Raw genomic sequence first — 21421 nt, 5'->3', positions numbered from 1 at the left:
TCTGGCTCGGGACGCGATACGGTTCAGTTGTTCAGGGCGGCCATGGCGGCCTGGCACCGTGTTTCGGCGTCGTCGAGTTCCTTCTGCATGATCTCGATGTCTGCAAGCTGCTGCTTCAAGGCGTCACGTCGCTCGTTGATTTTTTGTTGTAGGGCATTGAGCTGATGAGCATTGTCGGAAGAAGGATCGTACATCTCGATCAGCTCACGGGATTCCGCCAGGCTGAAACCGAGGCGTTTACCGCGCAGGATCAGCTTCAGTTTCACCCGGTCCTGATCAGTATAGATCCGAGTCTGGCCATCGCGCTCCGGCGTAATCATGCCGGCTTCTTCATAGAAACGAATGGTCCGGGTGGTGATGTCGAATTCCCGGGCCAGATCGCTGATGGAGTGGGTTCGCTTGACGTTCAGGTCACTCATATCGACTTGCTCACGTTGACGTTAACGTAAAGGTAATTCCGGCGACAGAGATGTGTCAACCGTTTCGATGGGGTTTCCTACCGGAGGGAGTCGATGAGGCGGTTGTTCAGGTCGGTCCAGTTTTTGAGTTTGTCGGCATTGCCGATGCGTTCGGCGTCCGCACCGCCTCCTTTTTGTTGCAGCCACAAGCCTTCGCCGTTGAAGCTGTAGACCGGCTCCAGGTCGTCGCGCTCAGAGGCCGGGCGGATTTCGTTGATGAGGTTGTCGAGGATCAGCGGATCGGCATTCGGCGTCTTGTACCAGGCCAGCACCATATGGGCCTGGTTGAGCTCCAGGGCTTTGACGTAGGTGATGCGCAGTTGGTCGTCGGGCACGCCCAGCGCGCGCAGGGTGAGGTATTTTGCGATGGAGAAGTCCTCGCAGTCACCGCCGTCGGTGGCGAGCATCTCGACCGGCGTGGCCCAGTAATCCTCCATTCCCCAGTGTTCGATGTCGTTGACGAATTTGACCTGGTTGAAGAAGGAATTCACCAGCCGCAGTTGGCGTCGGACCGGGGCATGGCTGGCCAGCTTCTGCAGTTGCTGCCACTGAACCAAACGTTCCCGGGCGGCGTCGCCGAACTCATTCTGGACATAATCAAGCAGACGCGAGCTCAGCTCGATGCCAATAACGGCGGTGACCGTCAATGACAGGGCCAGGGCACAGATTTGAAATCCCTGCCTGATGCGCGTCGGACTCATCCATGGCCTCAGTTACTGTTCTGGCGCAATCGCTCCCGGAGAGCCTCCAGTCGGCGACGAATCTCTTCCCGTCTGTCGCTGGTTACCGCCGGCGCAGAACCGGGAGGTTGGACGGCGCGAGGCTGGGGCCGGGGTTCCGCCGGGGTGCTTTCCGCGCCCTGGGCCTCGTTGCCGTTACTCAGATCGATACCGCTGGTGTCTGCGGTTTCAGGAAAATAGAGGTTTTCGAGCTTGCCACTGCGTTCGATAATGACCCGGTTGGGATAGACCGAGCGCAGGGTGGCGTTGCCGGGCAATTCGTCGCCAATCAGGTAGGCTTCGGTATCGTTGTTGGCGTCTTCGATCAGGGCGCTGGCGACACTTTTTTCACCGCCGGCCATCACGCCGCGCAAATAGAGGCGCAGGTTGGTCTCGGGCAGATTCTCGGTGGACTGGGGCTGTTGTGCGGCCTGGGCGCCGGCTTTGCCGAAGAGATCAATGGCGGACAGGTTGATGTCCTGCGCACCGGCGTTGCCCGTTGGGGCCTGCCGGGTGACCACGGCCCCACCGCCGGCCTGTCGTGCCTGTTCGGCCTGGTAAAACTGCCACCCCTGCCAGCCCAGCGATGCCAGCATGGCCACCACCAGTAATAGGGCGGTAATCTGGGGTAGTCGGGAATAGATGCCGGTCATGGGTAGCCCTGATCTCCTGATAGATAGCGTAGCGGAATTACCGTCCCTGGATACGGTCTAATCTTGAGCGCTTCCGGTTCATCGGGGTTAGGCGATGCACCTGGTTTCCGGAAGGACGCTACGGTGGCCGACCGCACTGTAACAGTTTAGACAAACACCCGGTAAATACTCAGCGGTCTTCGCAGACGGTGGATTATAAGGGCGGGAATTGTCATATTCGACCAAAAATGATGCAAAAATAAGCGATTAGCACCGTGACGTGCTTGACGAATGTCCCAATTTTCCCGATAACTCGTCAGAGACCACATACTCCCGGACGAGCTATGATAGCCTTTGCCTTCTTCGGTGACAGGAACAGGTGAGAACCAGCGTGGAACAAGACCTCGACATGCAGGCTCAGGACGCCCCGATCGGGCGCCTGCCTTTTACCTTCGCCAAACGTCACGGCGTCATCCTGACCCGCGGCGACAGCGGCGCCGTGAAGGTTCTCGTACGACCCGGAGCCACGCCCATGGCGCTGGCGGAAGCCAACCGTGTCAGTGGCGGGCGGGCCAAGTTCGAGCCCATCGCACCGGAAGATTTCGACGAAGCCCTCAATGCCGCTTACCAGAACGATTCCACCGAAGCCATGCAGATGGTTGAAGGCATCGGTGACGACATGGACCTGGCCAGCCTGGCGGAATCCGTACCGGAAACCGAGGACCTGCTCGAACAGGAAGACGATGCGCCGATTATCCGGCTGATCAACGCCATCCTCACCGAAGCCGTCAACACCAACGCTTCCGACGTTCACATCGAAACCTACGAGAAGCGGCTGGTTGTGCGGTTCCGGGTCGACGGCATCCTGCGTGAGGTGGTTGAGCCCAAACGGGCGCTGGCGCCGCTGCTGGTGTCTAGGATCAAGGTGATGTCCAGGCTTGATATCGCCGAGAAGCGGGTGCCCCAGGACGGCCGGATTTCACTGCGCGTGGCCGGTCGGGAAGTGGATCTGCGGGTGTCCACCATGCCGTCTTCCAACGGCGAGCGAATCGTGCTGCGTCTGCTGGACAAGCAGGCCGGCCGTTTGCGTCTCGCCTCGTTAGGGATGGCGGAGCGTGATTTCAAAGTATTGCGGGAGCTGATATTCCGGCCTTACGGCATCATCCTGGTCACCGGTCCCACCGGTTCCGGTAAGTCCACCACGCTTTACGGCGCGCTGCAGGAAATCAACGATCGCAGCCGCAACATCCTGACGGTTGAAGATCCGATCGAGTACAACCTGTCCGGCATCGGCCAGACCCAGGTTAACCCCAAGGTCGACATGACCTTTGCCCGGGGCTTGCGTGCCATCCTGCGTCAGGATCCGGACGTGGTCATGATCGGTGAGATCCGGGACCTGGAAACCGCCGAGATCGCGGTCCAGGCGAGTTTGACCGGTCACCTGGTGCTGTCCACGCTGCACACCAACACGGCCGTCGGCGCCATAGCGCGTCTGATCGATATGGGCATCGAGCCTTTCCTGATTGCCTCCAGTCTGATCGGCATCGTGGCCCAGCGGCTGGTACGTGTGCTGTGTCCCCATTGCAAGGAATCCTATTCACCCTCGGTCGAGCATTGCGAATTCCTGCAGCTCGATCCCGAGAACCCGCCGGACATCTACCGCGCTGTTGGCTGCAACGAGTGCAATAATCTGGGTTATCGTGGACGTATGGGGATCTACGAGGTGGTGCGCGTCGATGAGGATCTGAGCACCCTGATTCACCGCCAGGCCGGCGAGCTGGAGCTGGAGAAGGTGGCCCGGCAGCATGGTCCCAGCATCCATGCCGACGGCGTGGCCAAGGTGCTGGCCGGCCGGACGACGGTTGAAGAAGTCCTGCGCGTGACGCACCGGAGCTAAGGGGCGTATGCCAGCATTCAACTACAAGGCGCTGGACGCGCGGGGCAAACAGAAGCAGGGCGTTGTCGAAGCGGATAGCGCCAGGGCAGTGCGGCAACAGCTGCGGGAACGCAAGCTGACGCCATTGTCGGTGGACACCGCGTCAGAGCGGGAAACCAAGGGTGGCGGGACGAGCCGAAAAGGTCGCGGTCTCAGCGCCTCGGACCTGGCGCTGGTGACCCGGCAGATCGCGACCCTGATCCAGTCGGGGATCCCGGTGGAGCAGGCGCTGGGGGCAGCGGCGCAACAGTCCGAGAAGCCACGCATCAAGAGCATGATGATTGCCATCCGCTCGAAGGTCATGGAAGGTCATTCGCTGGCGGACAGCCTGGGAGAGTTTCCGCGGGCTTTTCCCCGGCTGTTCCGTTCCACGGTCGCCGCGGGTGAACACGCCGGTCACCTCGACCTGGTGCTGAACCGGTTGGCAGACTACACCGAGACCCGTCAGGAATCGCGCCAGAAAATCCAGCTGGCGGCCATTTACCCGATCATCCTGACCGTCGTGGCGCTGTCTATCGTGGTGTTCCTGTTGACCTACGTGGTGCCGGACATCATCGAGGTCTTCGTCAAACAGGGTCAGGAGCTGCCGGTGCTGACCCGCGGGCTGCTGGTGATGTCCGACTTCCTGATGCAGTACGGGATTTTCCTCGCCATTATCCTGGCGGCCATCTTCTTTGCGTTCCGGATGGCGTTGCGCAAGGAAGCCAACCGCTTGCGCTTTCACCGTTCGCTGCTGCACATGCCGGGGATCTCCGGCATGACGCGGGGCGTGAATACCGCGCGCTATGCCAGCACGCTGTCGATATTGACCACCAGTGGCGTACCGTTGGTGGAAGCCATGCGGATCGCTGGCGAAGTGCTGTCCAATGACTACCTGCGATTGCGGCTCAAAGAGGCGGCGCAATCAGTGAGCGAGGGGGCCAGCCTACACAAATCGCTGGATGCGACGGGCTATTTTCCCCCGATGATGTTGCATATGATTGCCAGCGGCGAAGCCAGCGGTGAGTTGGACAGCATGCTGGAACGCACCGCCACCATGCAGGAGAACACCTTGCAGGCCAAGATCCAGACCATGGTGGGGCTGTTTGAACCGCTGATGTTGCTGGTCATGGGCGGCGTGGTGCTGATCATCGTGATGGCGATCATGCTGCCGATCCTCAACATGAGTAACCTGGTGGGCTGAACAAGTCGGTCTTAAGAAACCGGAAGCTTACCCACAATCTGGAAACAGGGACGTCCCTGAGACAATAACCGACGACGATGCAAACGAGACGGATGACGATGAAACAACTGAACAGGAATGCCGGTTTTACACTGATCGAGATCATGGTCGTGATGGTCATTCTGGGTTTGCTGGTCGCCATCGTGGCGCCCAACATCCTGGGCCGGAGCGACCAGGCCCGGGTGACCGTAGCCCAGACCCAGATGAGTAACATCGCCAATGCGCTGGATCTGTACCGGCTCGACAACGGCTCCTATCCCTCAACCCAGCAGGGTCTACAGGCCCTGGTCAGCAAGCCCAGTGGCAGCCCCGAGCCCAAGAACTGGAACCCGGACGGCTACCTGAAGAACGTGCCCCAGGATCCGTGGGATAACGACTACCAGTACATCAGCCCAGGCGTGAATGGGCCTTACGATCTGTTCTCTTACGGCTCCGACGGCCGCGAAGGGGGCGAGGGCGACGCAGCGGACATCAGTGTTCAGGACAATCCTGACCAATAAGCGGGTGGTTCAATGAGCCGCTCGCGCGGGTTTACCCTGATCGAGATTATGGTGGTGCTGGTCCTGGTGGGCCTGCTTGCCGTCATTGCCGTGGTGAACCTGGGCGGCGGCGCCCAGCAGCGGGAGCTGGAAAATAACGCCCGCGAATTGTTCCTGTTGATGCAGACCGCCTCTGAGCAGGCGGTTCTGAATAACCAGGAACTGGGCTTGCTGATCGACGACAACGCCTACCGCTTTTTGGTGTATGACGACGTCGAACAGACCTGGGAGCGCCAGAAAGAGCGTCTGTTTGCGCCGCGGCAGCTCCCGGATTGGCTGGCGGTTGCGTACCACACCGAAGACGACCTGCCCAAATTACCCGGAACGGAAGACGACGAAGACAAGCCGCGACCGGATATTGTGTTCTATTCCTCTGGAGAAACCACACCGTTCGATATGGAACTGGCCGTCGGCAGCGACGAGGAGCCGGTCTATCGCATCGATACCGATGGACTGAACGGCCTCAAATGGCATCCGCCGGGTGAGGAGGAGCCGCTGTGACGGTGTGTTCTCCGCGCCTCCGGCAACGAGGCTTTACCCTGATCGAAGTTCTGGTTGCCGTGCTGGTCTTCGGCCTGATCGCCACGGCGGCGTCTGAAGTAGCCAGCAATTATATCGGCACCTTTGAACGGGTCCGTGACCGCACCATGGCCACCTGGATTGCCGAGAACGAGGTGGCCCAGTTGCGCCTGCAATCCGATCTCCCGCAAGTGTCCGAGGAAACCGATGACCTGGACTACGCCAACCGCCACTGGCAGGTGGAAACGGTGGTTAGCGGCACCCAGGATGAAAACGTGCGTCGGGTTGAAGTCACCATCTTTCTCGCTCCGGAAGACGGGGAGAAGCGGCAACTATCCAGCTTGACGGGGTTCATTGGTGATTATTGATCGCACGCCCGTCCGGTCGCAGCAGTGCGGCTTTACCTTGCTGGAAGTGCTGATTGCTGTCGGCATCACGGCCCTGATCGGTGTCGGTGTCTGGCAGATGATCAGCGGCGTGATCCAGGCCCGGGATCGAGTCAATGCCGCCGCCGAGCAATTCGAGCAAATCCAGCGGGCTATGCTGGTCATTGAACGCGACCTGGACCAGGTGGTTAACCGGCCGATTCGCGATATCTACGGCGACGCCCGCTACGCCATGACCAGCCGTGAGGACGGGGTCGAGCTGGCGTTGACCCGCCAGGGCTGGCGTAACCCCATCGGCGCCCGGCGCAGCGACCTGCAGCGGGTGAGCTACGAGTTCACGGGTGACGAACTGCATCGTCGCTACTGGGGCACGCTGGATCTGGCGGAGGATGCCAAGGGTCGTGATCAGCTGCTGCTTTCCAATGTCGAAGATGTCAACGTGCGTTTTCTGGACGACCAGGGCACCTGGCAGGACGAGTGGCCGACTACCGACCAGGCGGCGGCTCAAACCAGTGATTCGCCGTCAGCGCTGGCATCCGTACCCCTGCCGAAGGGCGTGGCGATCGTGATCAAACAGTCGGATTATGGTGAGTTGCAGCGCGTTTTCGTCCTGCCCGATTTCGATCCGGAATCCGCCCAGACCACGATGACCAACTCAACGGAGTCGAGCAGCGAGTCGGACAGCGAAGAAGAGGGCAGTCAGTCCGATTCCGGCTCGGGTACGTCGGAGGACTCGGGGTCATGAGGCGACCGAACGCATGGGGCAGGCAGCAAGGCGTGGCCCTGATCATGGTACTGCTGGCCATGGCGTTGGTGGTAACGCTGGTCGCCGGCATGACCCAGTTGCAGCAACTGCGTATCTACAAGGCGAGCCACTACCTGGCCCAGAGTCAGGGCAAGAGTATCGCCTTCGGCGCGGAAGCCTTCGCGGAGCAGATCCTGTCCAAGGATTTTGAAGACGACGAGGAGGACGGCGCCCACGTCGACAGCCCCGATGAAGTCTGGGCCAAATACTCGGCCGTGCTGCCGTATGAAGAAAACGGCGTGGTCGAAGTGCAGATCAACGATCTGGGCGGGCGCATCAACCTCAATAATCTGGTGGATGCCACCGGCGCGGTCAATGAGTTGACCCGGGACCGGTTGGCTAGACTGCTTTTGGTTCTCGATATTTCTTCGGTACACGTGGAAGCCCTGATCGACTGGATCGACGATAATGATGAAACGGTCAATGCCTACGGTGCCGAGGACGGCGTTTATCTTGGCATGGACCCACCCTACCGGGCTGCCAACCAGCCGTTCGCCAGTGTTTCGGAATTGCGACTGATCAACGGCATGACCGAAGAGGCCTATCGTAAACTGTTGCCGTATGTGGCGGCTTTGCCGGTATCGGGCACGACAATCAATGTTAATATGGCACCAGCGCCCGTATTACAGGCGCTGAACGAAAATCTTACGGCCGCGCAGGTGGAAACGGTGGTCGAACAGCGCGAGGACGAGCCGTTTGAGACCGTCCAGGATTTCCTGGCGCTGCCGGCGTTTGCCGGACTGGGGCTGAACAGCAATGGGCTGGGGGTCAGTACGAATTTTTTTGATGTCGCCTCGCGCATCACGTTCAATGATCGGGTGTTCCGGTTGGTGACGACCATTTACCGGAACCCCCAGGGCGAGATGTTCACGGTCCGTCGGGACGAAAGCCAGACGCAGCTGATTACCAAGGAGCGCTATCAGGTTTCGGGCGACAGCCAGAGTCAGGAGGCCAGGGACGCCGCCGACGCGCTCGGCCTATCTGACTGAGTCAGGCGTCTACGGCCAGCCGCTTCCGGAAAACAACAAGGAACTACGGATTCATGTCATATCGACTCTACGTTCAACCGGCTGCGCCCTTCAGTGCGTTGCATGGCGATATGGACGGCCAGCGCTTCGACTGGGCGCTGATCGATGCCAGCGGCGTGTTCCAGGCCAGCGGCCAGGATGACGACCGATCGGTGATCGAGCAGACCCTGACCCAGAATGATCTTGAGCATGTGCTGCTGGTGGGCCTGCTGCCCGGGGACGACGTGCTGTTCTGCTTTGCCGAGATACCGGCCAAACAGGCCCGTTATGTCCGTCAGGCGTTGCCGTTCGCCGTGGAAGAGCAGATCGCCCAGGACATCGATTCGGTCCATCTGGCCCTGGGCAAGCGCAGCGAAGAGGGCTTCCGCGTCGCGGCTATCGACCAGCAGCGCATGGCGATCTGGCACGAACTGTTCGATGCCTTCCAGGGTGCGGATCTGGAGGCACTGTATCCGGATGCAGCACTGCTGCCGGTGAGCGAATCCCGCTGGTGTATCTGCCTTGCGGGCGAGGACACATTGGTGGCTGGCTCCCGGGGCGAATGGTTCCGCATGAAGACCGAGAACCTGAGTATCTTCTCCTATACCCTGGCTCAGCCAGACAAGGATGAGGTGGTCGCGGAAATCCCGGTGACCCTCTATGGCCGTGAAGAAGACTTCGCGCGATACGCCGACAACATCCGGCCGATCGAAACGGAAGATCGGCTGCGCGTCACCCGTGAAGTGCTGCAGATGACGCCGCTGGAGTTACTGGCCCATGCCCAGCACAACGCGCTTTGCGAGCCCATCAACCTGTGTCAGGGCACCTTCGAGAACGCCGATAAGAGCGGTGGCGTCTGGCGCGTCTGGCGTCCGGCGGCCATCGTGGCCGGGCTATGGTTGGCGCTGCAGGTGGGCGTCGAACTGGGGCTGGGCTATTACCATCACCAGCAGGCCGCCGATCTCGAGAACCAGGCCATGTCGCTCTACCATGAGGTGTTTCCGCAGGACACCCGCGCGACTGCCGCCAATGTGCGTCGCGTATTGGAAGGTCGCCTTCGGGTGGCGCGTCAGCAGGGCCCGCAGGCGGATTTCCTGTCATTGATGGCGCAGGCGGGCGCCGAATACGACAAGCTGGGCGGCGGCCAGAACCTGCAGTTCGATTCCGTCAATTACAGCCGTCAGCGGGGCGAGCTGGTGGTCGAGCTGCGTGCCGACAATTACGACCGCCTGAGCGCGTTGCGCAGTGCGATTGGCGACCGGGGGCTGGAAGCCCGGATCGGCTCGGTGGTGAACGACAGCAGCGGCGCCCGCGCGCGCCTGACCGTCAGTGGAGGGTCCTGACATGTTGAATCAGCTCAAGAAAAGTCCCTCCGTGCAGAAATTGATTACCCAGTACGATCATCTGCCCAGGCGTGATCAGTTGGCTCTCCAGATCCTGATGGTTGCAGTTGCGCTGTTTCTGATCTATTTCCTTATCTGGCGGCCGGTGGCGGCCTATCACGATGACGCACTGTCCGAGCGCCAGTCCGCGGCGGATCTGCTGGCCTGGATGCAACAGAATGAAGATGAGGTCCGGGGCATGGCGGCGGCCGGTGAACGGCCAGCCGGAGCCACTCAGATCACGGACGTGCGCTCTTTGATGTCGACCGTGACGGCCAGCGCGGGAAAAGCCGGCCTCTCCCTGCAGCGCTTTGAGCCCAGTGGTGAGGATGGCATGCGGGTCTGGCTGGAAGACGCGCCGTTCAACCAGGTCTCGAACTGGCTTGAACAATTGACCCGTGAGCACGGCATCGTCATCGACCAGGCAGCGATCGACCGGGAGGACAAGCCGGGTATTGTCAGCGTCCGGCTTTCGTTCGAAATCTGATCCGGGTGATCGCGTCGCCCGGTGTGAAGCACCACACAGGGGCGAGGTGAACCATGGAGACAGCCACCGCAAGCGAAATGGATCCGCGGGCCGAGCCGACCGTCGTGCGGCTGGACCGGACCGCGGTTAATGAAGCCCGATCCATTCTCTACAAGGCTTACCGGAACGAACCCACGTTTCACTATCTGTTCGACGAACGCAAACCGGGCTATGACCGGCGGGTCAGGGCCACGGTGCGCGAGCTTATCGACCTTTACTTCGAAATGGATCAGGACGCCATCGGCCTGATGACGGACGACACCCTGGTGGCGGTGGCTTTCCTGGGCGACCCGGAAATGCGCCTGGACCTGACCCGCCAGTTGTCCTGGCGCCTGCGGATGATGCTGACCGCAGGCTTCGCCTCAACCCGCCGCTACATCGATTACCATGAGCAGATTCGTGCCTGCCTGCCCGGCGAGCAGATACATCAGTTGCCGCTGATGGGCGTGCATCCCCAGTATCAGAATCGTGGTTATGGACGTCTTCTATTGGAGGCGGTAGAACGATTGTGTGAGGATAACCCCCGCGGGCAGGGGCTGGTGCTCGACACGGGCAATAGCCGATATCTGCCGTTCTACGAGTCCCTGGGTTTCCGCAACCTGGGCGAAGTCCGGATGGGCGACCTGACGGAGTACGTCCTCTACCGGGACGTCAGCCTGAAAGCATACTGAACATCGACAGTCGAGGAGTCATTGTGTCGGAGCATTATGAGTTTGATCTGGTGGTCATCGGGGCCGGGTCCGGCGGTGTCCGTCTGGCCCGCATGTCCGCCCAGCGCGGCGCTCGTGTCGCCATCGTCGAATCCCGCTATCTGGGAGGGACCTGCGTCAATGTGGGCTGTGTTCCCAAGAAACTCTTCGTCTACGGCTCCCACGTCGGTGAAGACATGGCCGACGCGGCCGGTTACGGCTGGACCATTCCCGAAGATCAGGTCAAATTCGACTGGCCAACCCTGGTGGCCAACAAGAATGCCGAGATTCACCGGCTGAACGGCATCTACCAGCGGCTGCTGGAAAATGCCGGTGTCACCATCATCAACGGCAGTGCGCGTTTTGAGGATGCCCATACCCTGTCGGTCGGCGATCGCCGCATCAGCGCCAGGCACATCACCGTTGCGACGGGAAGCTGGCCGGTGGTGCCGGAGATTCCCGGCAAGGAACACGTGGTGACTTCCAATGACATGTTCTACCTGCCGCAGTTGCCCGGCGAGGCGGTGATCTGGGGCGGCGGCTACATCGCCGTCGAGTTCGCCGGCATTCTCGCTGGATTGGGTGTCAGGACCACGCTGCTGTATCGGGGCAGCCTGTTCCTGCGCGGGTTTGATGACGACATTCGCGAATTCACCGCAGCCGAATTGCGCAAGAAAGGCATCGATGTGCGTTTCGGCGTCAACATCGATGCGGTGAAACCGGAAGGGGTCCACTATCGTCTGGACCTGAGTGACGGCTCCCGCCTGAATACCGGCCTGGTCATGGCCGCGACCGGGCGCCGGGCGCTGGTCGATGGTCTGGGGCTGGACACACTGGGTGTGCAGCTGACCGACTCCGGACACATTGACGTGGACGAGCATTTCCAGACCGCCGTGCCGTCCATCACGGCACTGGGCGACGTCATCGGAACGCCGCAGCTGACGCCGGTGGCCATCGGCCAGGGCATGGTACTGTCCCGTCGGCTGTTTGGAGACGGCGAGGGCACCATGGACTATTCGGCCATCCCGACGGCGGTTTTCTGCCAGCCTAATATCGGCACGGTGGGCCCCACCGAAGCCGAAGCCCGGGAGCAGTACGGTCGCCTGCGAATCTACCGCACAGAATTCCGGCCCATGAAGCACACGTTGTCCGGTCGCGATGAGCGTTGCCTGATGAAGCTGATCGTCGACGATGCGTCGGACCGGGTCGTTGCAGCCCATATGGTCGGCCCCGAGGCGGGTGAAATGCTGCAGGGGATTGCGGTGGCGATCAAGGCCGGAGCGACCAAGGCGGTGTTCGACAGTACTGTGGGCATTCACCCCACGTCGGCGGAAGAGTTCGTCACCATGCGCGAGCCGGAACGCATCGTCGGATAGAGCGTTTTTAGAGACCCGGTGCCGGCCAGCTTATGGCAGATCGGCACCGGTTTCCGGCAACCGGATCCAGCGATTGATCACGTTGCGCAGTTTCTCCTTTCGGACCGGTTTGGCGAGGTAGTCGTTCATACCGGCCGTATGGCAGGCCCGGTCGGTTCCAGGCAGGGCATCCGCTGTCAGGGCGATGATCGGCAACGGATCGTGCCCGTGGGCCGTCTCCCAGGCCCGGATGCAGCGGGTCGCTTCATAACCGTCCATCACCGGCATCTGGCAATCCATCAGGATGATGTCGTAGGTGTGGTTGCTCTCGGTGACCAGCTTGACTGCCACCTCGCCGTTTTCCGCACTGATGGTTTCGAAACCGAAGCGACGGAGAAGGGCGCAGGCCACCCGCTGGTTGACCTCGTTGTCTTCCACCACCAACGCCAGCGGCGCGTTCTGACCCGCGCGAGCCGGTTCGGCCGGCGTTTCTGGCGGAGTTGCGGTGATGGTCCGGTTGGCGGCCGGATAGTCTGTCGAACTCTCCAGCTCCGCGGCTCCGGCGCACTCGAACGGCAGCTCGAAATAGAACGCCGAGCCTGATCCGAGGCTCGAATCCACCCGGATGTGCCCGCCCATCAGTTCAATCAGGCGTTGTATCAGCGCCAGCCCCATCCCGGTGCCGCCATAGCGGCGGGACGCGGAACTGTCCACCTGCTCGAAACTGTTGAAAATACCGGTCAGATACTCGGAAGGAATACCGGAGCCGGAGTCCCGCACCTCACAGCTCAGGTAGATGGAGTTGCCCTCCATGGCCAGCCATTCGCTGCGCACGCCCACGTGTCCTTGTTCGGTGAACTTGATGGCGTTTTCCAGCAAGCCGGCGAGAACCTGGCGCAGTCGCCCGGAATCGCCGCGCACGCGAGGGTGGTCCGACCAGTTGCCGATAAACCGCAAGTCCAGCTCCAGGCCTTTGCTTTCGCAGTCATGGCGGTGAGTGGCGACGCAGTTCTCGATCAGCTGGCGCAGGTCAAAGCTGCGGTGCTCGAGCGTCAGCGTGCCGCGTTCCACCCGGGAATAATCCAGGATATCGCTGATAACGGTCAGCAGATCTTCCGTGGCTCGTCGCGCGGTCTGCATGTAGTCCTTCTGGCGGGCCGTCATGGGCTCCTCGGCCACCAGTTCCAGCATGCCCAGAACCCCGTTCAGCGGTGTGCGCAACTCGTGGCTCATCATCGCCAGGAATTCGGACTTGGCGTGGCTTGCCGACTCCGCCCGCTCACGGGCCTGCTCGGAGGCTTTCAGTGTCTTTTCCCGGGACGAGCGCAGATGTTCCAGATGATAGGCCAGGGCACTGAGATTCTGCTCCAGGTCCTGTATCTCGCGGGCGGCGTGAGAGGAACGGTCGGGCTGTTCATAGTGCCCGTCCATTAACTTTTTGACGTTGCCGCTGAGGTTCTGGATCGGCCGGGAAATCCGATGGGCGATCTGGTTGATGATCAGTAGTGTGACGATCAGGACCGAGACCGCCACGGCGAAGGACGTGAATATGATTTCCTGGCGCTGGGCCGTCAGTCGCGAGCCGGAAACGGCGACGGACACCGACCCCACCCGCAGCGCGCCGGAATTGCTGGAGAGCCCCGGTTCGAACCAGTCCAGGTCACTTTCGCTGTCCATTTCCAGCGGCTGTTGCAGGATATCGGCATTGAAGACAAAGAAGTCACCGGTGTCGGGGAATACGCCTTTACCGGTCTCCAGGCCGACAACCGTGTCACCGATATCCTTCACTCGGATCCAGGCGACGTCACTGCGGCGCAGCGTCCGTTCCAGAATTTGCTGCAACGCTTTGTGGTTGCCGGAGACGACGGCGTATTCAACCGCCGGCGCCAGGTTATCGGCGATGACCTGGGTCGAGCGGAACAGATCCCGACGCACATCTTCCAGGCGTACCGAAGTGAAGAATATCAGCAGCACAAGGAACATGAGTATTGCCGGTACGGTGCCCAGCAACAGTAATTGGCGATTCAGCGGGCGTTGCCGGTTACTCATTACCCACTCCTGTCGATGATGACTCGAGACGCTTCAGCGCCTGCAGAACCGAATCCCGGTCGGGAAGAGGAATATTCAGGGAGCGCGCGACCTGTTCATTGAACAGCACCGCAAAATCGTCCGGATAATGGGCCCGGGGGAGCTGTCCTGAACGCACGTACTCCAAAATAATCTGCGCCGTATCTGTGACAATCGTATCGGTGGGGGCATAGGTCGACGCCAGGGCGCCGGCTTGCACGAAGGCCCGTTCCGGACCGATCAGGATTCGATTATGGCGATAGGTGGTCAGCAGGATGTGTTTGATGGTCTGCCGGTTATAGATCTCGGGGTCGGGCGTGCCCAGCAGGAAGTCACCAAAATTGAGCGCCCGGCTCAGCGTCGATACCAGGCTTTGCGGGTTATCCACCGTAAAGACACGCAGCTCCAGTCCGTAACGGGCCAGTTCTTCGGCCAGTTCCCGGAATTGTTGCTCGTCGCCGGCCCTGGCCAACAGGGCCACCTGAGTGGCCTGAGGCAGGATCTGTTGCCCCAGCAGGGCCTGCCGTTTGAGGGGCGGATTCAGGTAGAGCGCGGTGATGGTTTGCTCTTCAATCGTCTGATACTGAGCGAACTGGCTTTCCGTCACCATCAGCGCCAGGACCGGCGAGCGGGGGTTCTGCTGGACAACGTCGTTGAGGCTGGAGGCCCCGAGGGTGATGATCAGCGAGTCCGGGCTCTTGATGGCTGCGTCGGTGGTATAGCGGGCGAGCTTGATGCCTTTGGGCAGGGCGTCCTCAAGACGCTTGCGAAACACCAGGTTGAAAGAAATATTCTCGGAGCCGGCCAGGAACACGACATGGGATGGGCTGTCGCTGGCCGCGTAAAGCGGCCCCTGGGCCCAGACAGGCGAGAGCCACAGCACGGCCAGCAGCGGGCACAGTACCCGCTGGGCCACGTTCCGGAGGCGCCGGACGATGGACAGCCGTCGTCTGAAAAACATCCGATTAACTGCCGCCCCTGCGGACGGCATCCATCCCTGGTGCCATAGGCCTTTACCTGAACTGCACGGCGTCAGAATTTAACGGACGCCTCGAAAAAGAACTGGGTCTGATTCTCATACTGGTTGTCGGGATACATGATTGGGTCGTCATGCGGATAATAGTGCATGATGGCCGCTAACTCGACCGTCGAGTGCGGTAAATAGAAGGATTTGGCGACCCTTGCATCGATCCGGTCATAGAGATACTCGCCCAGATCGGAGGCGATGTAGTATGCCGCGGATGTGGTCACGGATCGAGGAAAGCGCTGGATCCAGGCAAAGCTGCCCGAATTTTCCGCTGTTAGCCGGTTTTGCAGACGGATGTAGCGTTTTTCCTGGTTTTCACCCAGGGGAGGGGGCGGCCCGCGGTATTCCGAGTTCTGGTCCATGTAGGCGTAAGTCAGCCGGAACTGGCTTTGCTGGTATTCCAGCGAGCTTTCGATCTCGATCCCCTGTTGGTCGAGGGCAACGCAGTTGCACAGATCCCAGCTGCCATCGGCGGAGATGACGCCGCTGATGATGTCCCGGAGGCTGTCGTGGAAGAACTTCACCTCCGTGGAGAAGAGTCCCATTCCCATCCGATGCTGGATGAAGTAACTGATTTCGCGGGAAATGATGGTTTCTTCGTGGAGATCGCCCGGGGCCTGGAAGTCGAGCAGGCGCTGGCCCTCAAGGAATCCGTAAGCGGCCTCGGGAGTGACGTCGGTTGCGCGGTAGCCCCAATCGGCGCCCTGTTCAAAGGCATCCGGCGTTCGAACGGCCTTGGAGAAGACAAATCGCAGCGTCTGGTTTTCGGTCAACTGGAAGTTGATGGCAAACCGGGGTGAGATGAAGTCGTCATCCAGCGCGGTTGTCTGTTCCCAACTGGCGCCGGCGTTGAAGGTCACCCAGTGGATGGGGGTGTATTCGATGTTGGAGAACAGCAGCGTCTGGTAGTTGCTGCCTTCGCCATTGAAATAGGTGTCCGAATCGAACCGGTCTTCCCGGTAGCCACCACCGTTGACGAAACGCAGGTTGTCGTTCAGGGCGAAGGTGTCCTGAATCTCGAATTCAAGCCGGTTCTCGTCGATGTCCTGGTTTGAATTGGCACAGAGCTCCAGCGGCAGCACGGTCCCGCCAACGTTGGTTCCGGCCGGGATACAACTGCGCCAGCGCTGGCGACGATTATAATCCTGGTAGCTGGCCTGGACGTGGAAGAAATGCCGATCGCTCAGGGTGTGGGTCCACTTGGCCTGCAGGTAGTAGTCGTCACCGGTCTCGGCCGGGATGCCCTGGATGCCGAATTCCTCACCGTACTGCTGGGCGTCTTCCTCGTCATAGACGTCGCTGTAACCCAGCCGGATATCGAGGGCATTGTCGGGATCGATATTCAGGATCGAATCGTAGTTGAGTGTGTTGAACCGGTAGCTGTCGTTGAAGGTCTTGCGTTCACCTTCCTTTACCGACGTATCGTCCGGATTGTAGAAACGGTAGTCGAAGCCTTCCGACTCGCGACGGCTGTAGGACAGTCGCCAGTCATAATGGCCGACCTGGTCGCCAACCGAACCATAGGCCTGCTTGTAACCGTGGTCACCGGCACGCACTCGCAGATTGACCCCGTGCGTATCCTGGGGCGATTTGGTGATGATATTGATCGTCGCCAGGAAGGCATTGATGCCGTAGGCAGCGGCATTCGGACCACGGGTCACTTCGATCCGCTCAATGTTTTCCAGGGGCACGGGCATGGCATGCCAGTCCACATCCGCCAGGTTGGGCTGGTAGGCCGTCCGGCCATCGATCTGGACCTGCAGGCGCCGCTGTTCATCGGCGACGGTGCCGTGGTAACTGACCACCGGACGGTTACTTTGCACAAAGCCTACGGTCATACCCGGGACCAGGCGGAAAACTTCCCAGATGTTGAGAATGCCCAGGTCGCGAATCAGCTCGCCCTGGATCACCGTGGTGGTGCCGGGGACCCGGGATTTCGGCTGGCGCAGCTTGGTGGTGGAAAGCACCTCCGGAATAGGCTGTTCAAGGACGAAATCGTAGCCCTGGTCGAACCCGCCGGACATACTGCTGTCTGTGGATCCGGACGGGATGGTGGAGTAGGTCGTGTTATCCTGTGCGTAGACGTTGACGGCCACGCTGGCCAAAAGGACCAGCAGGCCCTGATGCCATCTGAGTAAGGTAGATTTTGTCATCGTTAGAAATACTTTGCCGAGCGCTTGATGCTGCAGTAGGTTTCGCAGCTTTATTCTGTTTTAGATTACAAGTATTTCATGATAGTGAAGTCGGCGGCGGCTGTCTCTCGACTTCGACCAAATTTTGCCGGAGTTTGAATTTATGACGTGTTGGGAAGTCCTGGGTATTTCACCGACCAACAACCGCGAACGCATCGAAAAGGCCTACGCGTCGCAGCGAAAATTCGCCAGCGGGGAATCGCTTTCCGATCTGGACGAAGCCTATCGCCAGGCCCTTCGTGAGGGTGGCTTCGCCGTGGCAGAGCCTACACCGGAACCGGAGCACCAGGCGGCGCACACCGCACCGGCATCCGGCCCCACGCCTGCACTCAGCGCAAGGGACCAGCAGGTGGTGCGCGAGATCGTGATCCAGGTCGAAGCCATGCTCAACGACAGCTATCGGCGCTCGGACGCCAACATCTGGCGGGCTATCCTGACCGAGCCGCCGGCTGATCGGGACGGCATACGCGAGGCGGCCAGTGAGGCGCTGTATCCCCGCCTCAAGCCCTACCTGGACGATGGCTCCCTGCCTCAGCCGGTCAGGGCGTTCCTGTCCCAGTGGTTCGGGTGGAGCGAGCTTGATGAGTCGACCTCGAATGAGATCCAGACGACCAACGATCCATTCGATGACCCTCTGCATCGCGGACCGGGTGCCACACCCTCCGAAGACACGGAAGGCCGGGAGCACCACCAGTCGACGACCAGTTTCTGGCCGGCGGCGATTGGCTGGATCGCCGGGCTGATCATCCTGACCAGCCTGTTCAGTCATATCCTGGGTTCCTGAAGCCCCATCCCGTCATGACATGCGGCAGCGCAAGGCTTCAGCAGAATCAGGCAACCAGCCTGCCGCTGCCGCAGGTTAACCTCATGGTCAGTCGGTAGAGCCGGCGCTGTATCCATTGATCAATAGGAGTGTACATGCGCGCATTCTCCGTGCTCGATCTTTCGCCCATCGCTCAAGGCAGCGATGCCGGCCGTGCCTTGCGAAATTCCCGCGATCTCGCACAGCATGCCGAACGGCAGGGCTATAAACGCTTCTGGATGGCCGAGCACCACAACATGACCGGTATTGCCAGCGCGGCGACCGCCGTGGCACTGGGGTTCGTCGCCGAGGGCACCCGGACGATCCGTGTCGCTGCCGGCGGGGTGATGTTGCCCAACCACGCGCCGCTGGTGATTGCCGAGCAATTCGGCACATTGGCTTCCCTGTACCCGGATCGGGTGGATCTCGGGCTCGGCCGGGCGCCCGGCACGGATGGAGCCACCATGATGGCACTGCGCCGGGACCAGATTGACGGCGCCAATCAGTTCCCACGGGATGTCCAGGAGCTCCTGCACTATTTCCAACCCGAGCAACCCGGTCAGAAGGTAAGGGCGGTTCCCGGTATGGGGCTGAACGTACCCGTCTGGCTGCTTGGTTCCAGTCTCTACAGCGCTCAGTTGGCGGCGGCGCTGGGGCTGCCGTTTGCTTTCGCCTCCCATTTCGCCCCGGATATGCTGGGGGATGCGCTGCGAGTCTATCGTGAGCGATTCGAGCCGTCGCAATATCTGGACGCGCCATACGCCGCCGCCGGTTTCAACGTGTTTGCCGCCGACACCGACGACGAGGGCCGTCGCCTGATGACGTCCATGGAGCAGCAATTTATCGCGCTGCGGCGAGGCACGCCCGGGCCGCTGAAGCCACCGGTGGACGATCCGGAGCAGGTGGGCAGCGTATTCGAGCGCAAACAGGTCGAGAACGCGCTGGCGGAGTCCGCGGCTGGTTCACCGGCCACCGTGGCGGCCGGTCTGGAAGCGTTTGTGGCCAGGACCGGCGTCGACGAGGTGATTGTGACCGGGCAGATCTACGATCATGCCGCCCGGGTGAAATCGTTCTCCATCGCCGCCGATGCGTTGCGGTCCCTTTGCGATCAGGAGAGATCCTGACGCGCCAGCCGGGTGAGATCCTCCGCCGCCTGCTGCTGGGGCATATCCTGCTTCAGTAGCAGGCGGATCCTGCCTTTTCCATCGAAGACGTAGATTGCGCTGCTGTGGGACACGGCGTAGTTGCCGTCGTTGTCAGCGTCCCCATAGCCGAATGTGGTGCGGTAGCGCTTGGCCAGCTTGCGCAACGTGTCTTCCGAGCCGGTCAGGCCGACAATGTGGCTGTCAAAATACGACACATAGCTCCCCAGGCGTTCCGGAGTGTCCCGCTTGGGATCCACGCTGATGAACAGGGCCGTGACATCGTCCCGGGCTTCGGCCGGCATTTTCTCCAGCACCTGATGCAGATAGGCCAGTGTGGTCGGGCAGACGTCGGGGCAGGAGGTGTAGCCAAAGAACAGGATTCGGACCTGGCCGGCTGAATCGCCCGGGGTGACGGTGTCACCCTGCACGCTACGGAGCTCGAACTCGAGGTCCGGCATCACGCCGCTGATGTCCTTGCCGTTCCAGTGGGGCTTTTCGCCGGAGCATCCGGATAACAGCATTGCCAGGCCTAGCAGGAAAGCGGCGAGCGTTGTTGTATGCCGGGATTCGCTCATGATGCCATGCCTCCGTTGGACGAGTGTGCCAGGTCGGCCTGTTTTTGTTGTGGGCGACCGTCATTCATGATCCGTTGCAACATCAACAGAATGCCGATAATGCTCATCATGGCGGGCGGGATCCAGGTCAGCAAGCCGCCCAGCAGCTGATCCGTGCGTGGGGCAATGGGCCAGGCGCGACCGCACACGTCGTAGATGTCGTAAAGCGATTCGTGGGCGAAGACGATCACGGCTCCCAGCACCAGCTGCGGCAGGGCCACCAGGGCCATCATCAGGATGCGGGTGCCGTGACCCAGCGTGCGGCCCCGGGCCGGCGGGCGAGGGTCGAGCATCAGCCACCAGAACAGCAAACCGTCAAGCAGCATGCTCCAGTTCATGGTCCAGTAGAGCTGGCGATTGAGCATGGCATCGAAGTGGACGGCCGGCCATAACCAGAAGTAGATGAGACCGACGAACAACACGGTGGCGACGGCCGGTTGCTGGAGCGCGCGATAGATCCAGGCCAGGGGCACAGCGAGGCGCGATTGTCCTGCGGGAAGACGGTGCCGCCAGTAGCGCAGCACCGGCAACGGGTTGGACAACGCGATCAGGAAGGGCCCGACATGATGCAGGGCCAGGTGCTGCCCCCGATGAATGAAAAACGTGTACTGGGCGTAGTAATCGAACCGGGTCTGCATCACGACATAACACGCCAAAAGACCCACCAGGAAGGCGGTTATCCGCCAGGGGTCGGGCCGTTCGGCTTCAGGCAGGCGTGGTAAGGCCAGACCGTAGACAATGAGCGCACCCAGGTAGGCGGCGACGGTCAGCGGCGAGAAATCATAGGGCAGGAGGTACTCGAACCAGGGCATCGGGCCGGCTGTTCTCCTTGTGGTCGGGGTCTTTGGAGCGCCTTGAGGCCATACTCTCAGCCTGTCTGAAATTTCGCGTTTTGCAAGTCATGAATGGCGGGAACTCGGGGCCGGTGCCGGTCGTCAAAGCCGGAAAACGGGCTGCGCCACGGCGCGGCGGCAGGAATGCTATGCTTGATTGAGGGTTTGGAAAGTATTGCGGAAGAAGGCGGCCAACCTGTTTGGCCGCTGTTTTCGAATTCTCACCTGTATGGGCTCACCGACACTTCCTAGAGGAGGGGCAACATGTCGATTAGTGATCACGCTTTAAACGTGGATTTTCCCCAGTACAAGGAACTCATCCGCGAATTACGGCAATCAGACGCCACGTTCAAGGAAATGAGCGACCACTACGACAAGTTGGACAAGTCAATACGTGGACTTGAATTCCGAGAGGTTCCCACCGACGACGAGCACTTTAACCAGATGAAGATGGAGCGGGCTCAGCTCAAAGACACCCTCTACGGCACACTGACAAAGCACGGCGGTTAAACGAAAAAAGGGGCGTCTTCATGACGCCCCTTTTTTTCAACCGCGGGTACCTGCCG

Annotated in this window: 22 protein-coding genes; 14 read left to right on the top strand and 8 right to left on the bottom strand. The window is 60.7% G+C overall.

Annotated features, from left to right (window positions below):
* Window positions 1-23: 23 nt before the first annotated feature.
* From EB809_RS10395 to EB809_RS10385, 3 genes are all read right to left on the bottom strand, one after another.
* Complete coding sequence (locus tag EB809_RS10395; RefSeq protein ID WP_123634753.1) at window positions 24-419, bottom strand: MerR family transcriptional regulator; 396 nt, start codon at window positions 417-419, stop codon at window positions 24-26.
* A gap of 77 nt (window positions 420-496) precedes the next feature.
* Window positions 497-1159: a transglutaminase-like cysteine peptidase gene (locus EB809_RS10390; RefSeq protein WP_123634752.1), complete on the bottom strand. Its 663-nt coding sequence runs from the start codon at window positions 1157-1159 to the stop codon at window positions 497-499.
* Window positions 1160-1167: 8 nt separating this feature from the next.
* Window positions 1168-1830 (bottom strand): type II secretion system protein N, encoded by a 663-nt coding sequence (locus EB809_RS10385; protein WP_123634751.1) that lies wholly within the window; start codon window positions 1828-1830, stop codon window positions 1168-1170.
* 388 nt (window positions 1831-2218) lie between these two features.
* Between EB809_RS10385 and gspE the strand changes: the two genes are divergently transcribed.
* From gspE to gorA, 11 genes are all read left to right on the top strand, one after another.
* Window positions 2219-3706: a type II secretion system ATPase GspE gene (gspE, locus tag EB809_RS10380; RefSeq protein ID WP_190294871.1), complete on the top strand. Its 1488-nt coding sequence runs from the start codon at window positions 2219-2221 to the stop codon at window positions 3704-3706.
* A 7-nt stretch (window positions 3707-3713) separates the two neighbouring features.
* The gene (gene gspF / locus EB809_RS10375) at window positions 3714-4928 is read left to right on the top strand and encodes a type II secretion system inner membrane protein GspF (RefSeq protein WP_123634749.1); all 1215 of its coding nucleotides are present in this window, start codon (window positions 3714-3716) and stop codon (window positions 4926-4928) included.
* 92 nt (window positions 4929-5020) lie between these two features.
* Window positions 5021-5467: a type II secretion system major pseudopilin GspG gene (gene gspG, locus EB809_RS10370; protein WP_411711067.1), complete on the top strand. Its 447-nt coding sequence runs from the start codon at window positions 5021-5023 to the stop codon at window positions 5465-5467.
* A 12-nt stretch (window positions 5468-5479) separates the two neighbouring features.
* Window positions 5480-6007 carry a type II secretion system minor pseudopilin GspH gene (gene gspH / locus EB809_RS10365; RefSeq protein WP_123634747.1) on the top strand — a complete coding sequence of 176 codons (528 nt, stop codon included), beginning with the start codon at window positions 5480-5482 and terminating at the stop codon, window positions 6005-6007.
* A complete protein-coding gene (gene gspI, locus EB809_RS10360; protein WP_223807910.1) occupies window positions 6004-6393 on the top strand; it encodes a type II secretion system minor pseudopilin GspI in 390 nt (129 codons plus the stop codon). The genes gspH and gspI overlap by 4 nt, the downstream gene beginning before the upstream one ends.
* Entirely contained in the window at window positions 6383-7156 is a 774-nt protein-coding gene (gspJ, locus tag EB809_RS10355) for a type II secretion system minor pseudopilin GspJ (RefSeq protein WP_223807909.1), read from the top strand. Before gspI ends, gspJ begins: the two co-directional genes overlap by 11 nt.
* Window positions 7153-8205 carry a type II secretion system minor pseudopilin GspK gene (gene gspK, locus EB809_RS10350; RefSeq protein WP_190294869.1) on the top strand — a complete coding sequence of 351 codons (1053 nt, stop codon included), beginning with the start codon at window positions 7153-7155 and terminating at the stop codon, window positions 8203-8205. The genes gspJ and gspK overlap by 4 nt, the downstream gene beginning before the upstream one ends.
* Window positions 8206-8258: 53 nt before the next feature.
* Window positions 8259-9566, top strand: coding sequence for a type II secretion system protein GspL (gspL, locus tag EB809_RS10345; RefSeq protein ID WP_123634745.1), 1308 nt, complete (start codon window positions 8259-8261; stop codon window positions 9564-9566).
* A 1-nt stretch (window position 9567) separates the two neighbouring features.
* Window positions 9568-10092, top strand: a complete 525-nt coding sequence (gene gspM, locus EB809_RS10340; RefSeq protein ID WP_123634744.1) for a type II secretion system protein GspM — start codon at window positions 9568-9570, stop codon at window positions 10090-10092.
* 53 nt (window positions 10093-10145) lie between these two features.
* A complete protein-coding gene (locus EB809_RS10335) occupies window positions 10146-10802 on the top strand; it encodes a GNAT family N-acetyltransferase (protein WP_123634743.1) in 657 nt (218 codons plus the stop codon).
* A gap of 23 nt (window positions 10803-10825) precedes the next feature.
* On the top strand, window positions 10826-12196 hold the full coding sequence (gene gorA, locus EB809_RS10330; RefSeq protein WP_123634742.1) for a glutathione-disulfide reductase: 1371 nt from the start codon (window positions 10826-10828) through the stop codon (window positions 12194-12196).
* 30 nt (window positions 12197-12226) lie between these two features.
* Here gorA and EB809_RS10325 read toward each other — a convergent pair whose 3' ends face one another.
* The 3 genes from EB809_RS10325 to EB809_RS10315 form a co-directional block, all read right to left on the bottom strand.
* The gene (locus EB809_RS10325; RefSeq protein WP_123634741.1) at window positions 12227-14224 is read right to left on the bottom strand and encodes an ATP-binding protein; all 1998 of its coding nucleotides are present in this window, start codon (window positions 14222-14224) and stop codon (window positions 12227-12229) included.
* Complete coding sequence (locus EB809_RS10320) at window positions 14217-15203, bottom strand: ABC transporter substrate-binding protein (RefSeq protein WP_123634740.1); 987 nt, start codon at window positions 15201-15203, stop codon at window positions 14217-14219. The genes EB809_RS10325 and EB809_RS10320 overlap by 8 nt, the downstream gene beginning before the upstream one ends.
* 71 nt (window positions 15204-15274) lie before the next feature.
* Entirely contained in the window at window positions 15275-17422 is a 2148-nt protein-coding gene (locus EB809_RS10315; RefSeq protein ID WP_123634739.1) for a TonB-dependent receptor plug domain-containing protein, read from the bottom strand.
* 142 nt (window positions 17423-17564) lie between these two features.
* Here EB809_RS10315 and EB809_RS10310 point away from each other — a divergent pair, with 142 nt between their 5' ends.
* A complete protein-coding gene (locus EB809_RS10310; protein WP_123634738.1) occupies window positions 17565-18245 on the top strand; it encodes a J domain-containing protein in 681 nt (226 codons plus the stop codon).
* Window positions 18246-18379: 134 nt separating this feature from the next.
* A complete protein-coding gene (locus EB809_RS10305; RefSeq protein ID WP_123634737.1) occupies window positions 18380-19387 on the top strand; it encodes an LLM class flavin-dependent oxidoreductase in 1008 nt (335 codons plus the stop codon).
* Here the strand turns inward: EB809_RS10305 and EB809_RS10300 are convergent.
* Window positions 19372-19983, bottom strand: coding sequence for an SCO family protein (locus EB809_RS10300; protein WP_123634736.1), 612 nt, complete (start codon window positions 19981-19983; stop codon window positions 19372-19374). The two genes, EB809_RS10305 and EB809_RS10300, sit on opposite strands and share 16 nt — an antisense overlap.
* A complete protein-coding gene (locus tag EB809_RS10295) occupies window positions 19980-20834 on the bottom strand; it encodes a cytochrome c oxidase assembly protein (RefSeq protein ID WP_123634735.1) in 855 nt (284 codons plus the stop codon). The genes EB809_RS10300 and EB809_RS10295 overlap by 4 nt, the downstream gene beginning before the upstream one ends.
* Before the next feature lie 285 nt (window positions 20835-21119).
* Between EB809_RS10295 and EB809_RS10290 the strand changes: the two genes are divergently transcribed.
* The gene (locus EB809_RS10290; RefSeq protein WP_123634734.1) at window positions 21120-21365 is read left to right on the top strand and encodes a YdcH family protein; all 246 of its coding nucleotides are present in this window, start codon (window positions 21120-21122) and stop codon (window positions 21363-21365) included.
* The last annotated feature ends 56 nt before the right edge of the window (window positions 21366-21421 follow it).

Source organism: Marinobacter sp. R17, from assembly GCF_003789045.1.
Taxonomy (GTDB): domain Bacteria; phylum Pseudomonadota; class Gammaproteobacteria; order Pseudomonadales; family Oleiphilaceae; genus Marinobacter_A; species Marinobacter_A mangrovi.
Note: the sequence above shows the minus strand (reverse complement) of the source record. Positions and strands in the feature narration are given on the sequence as shown.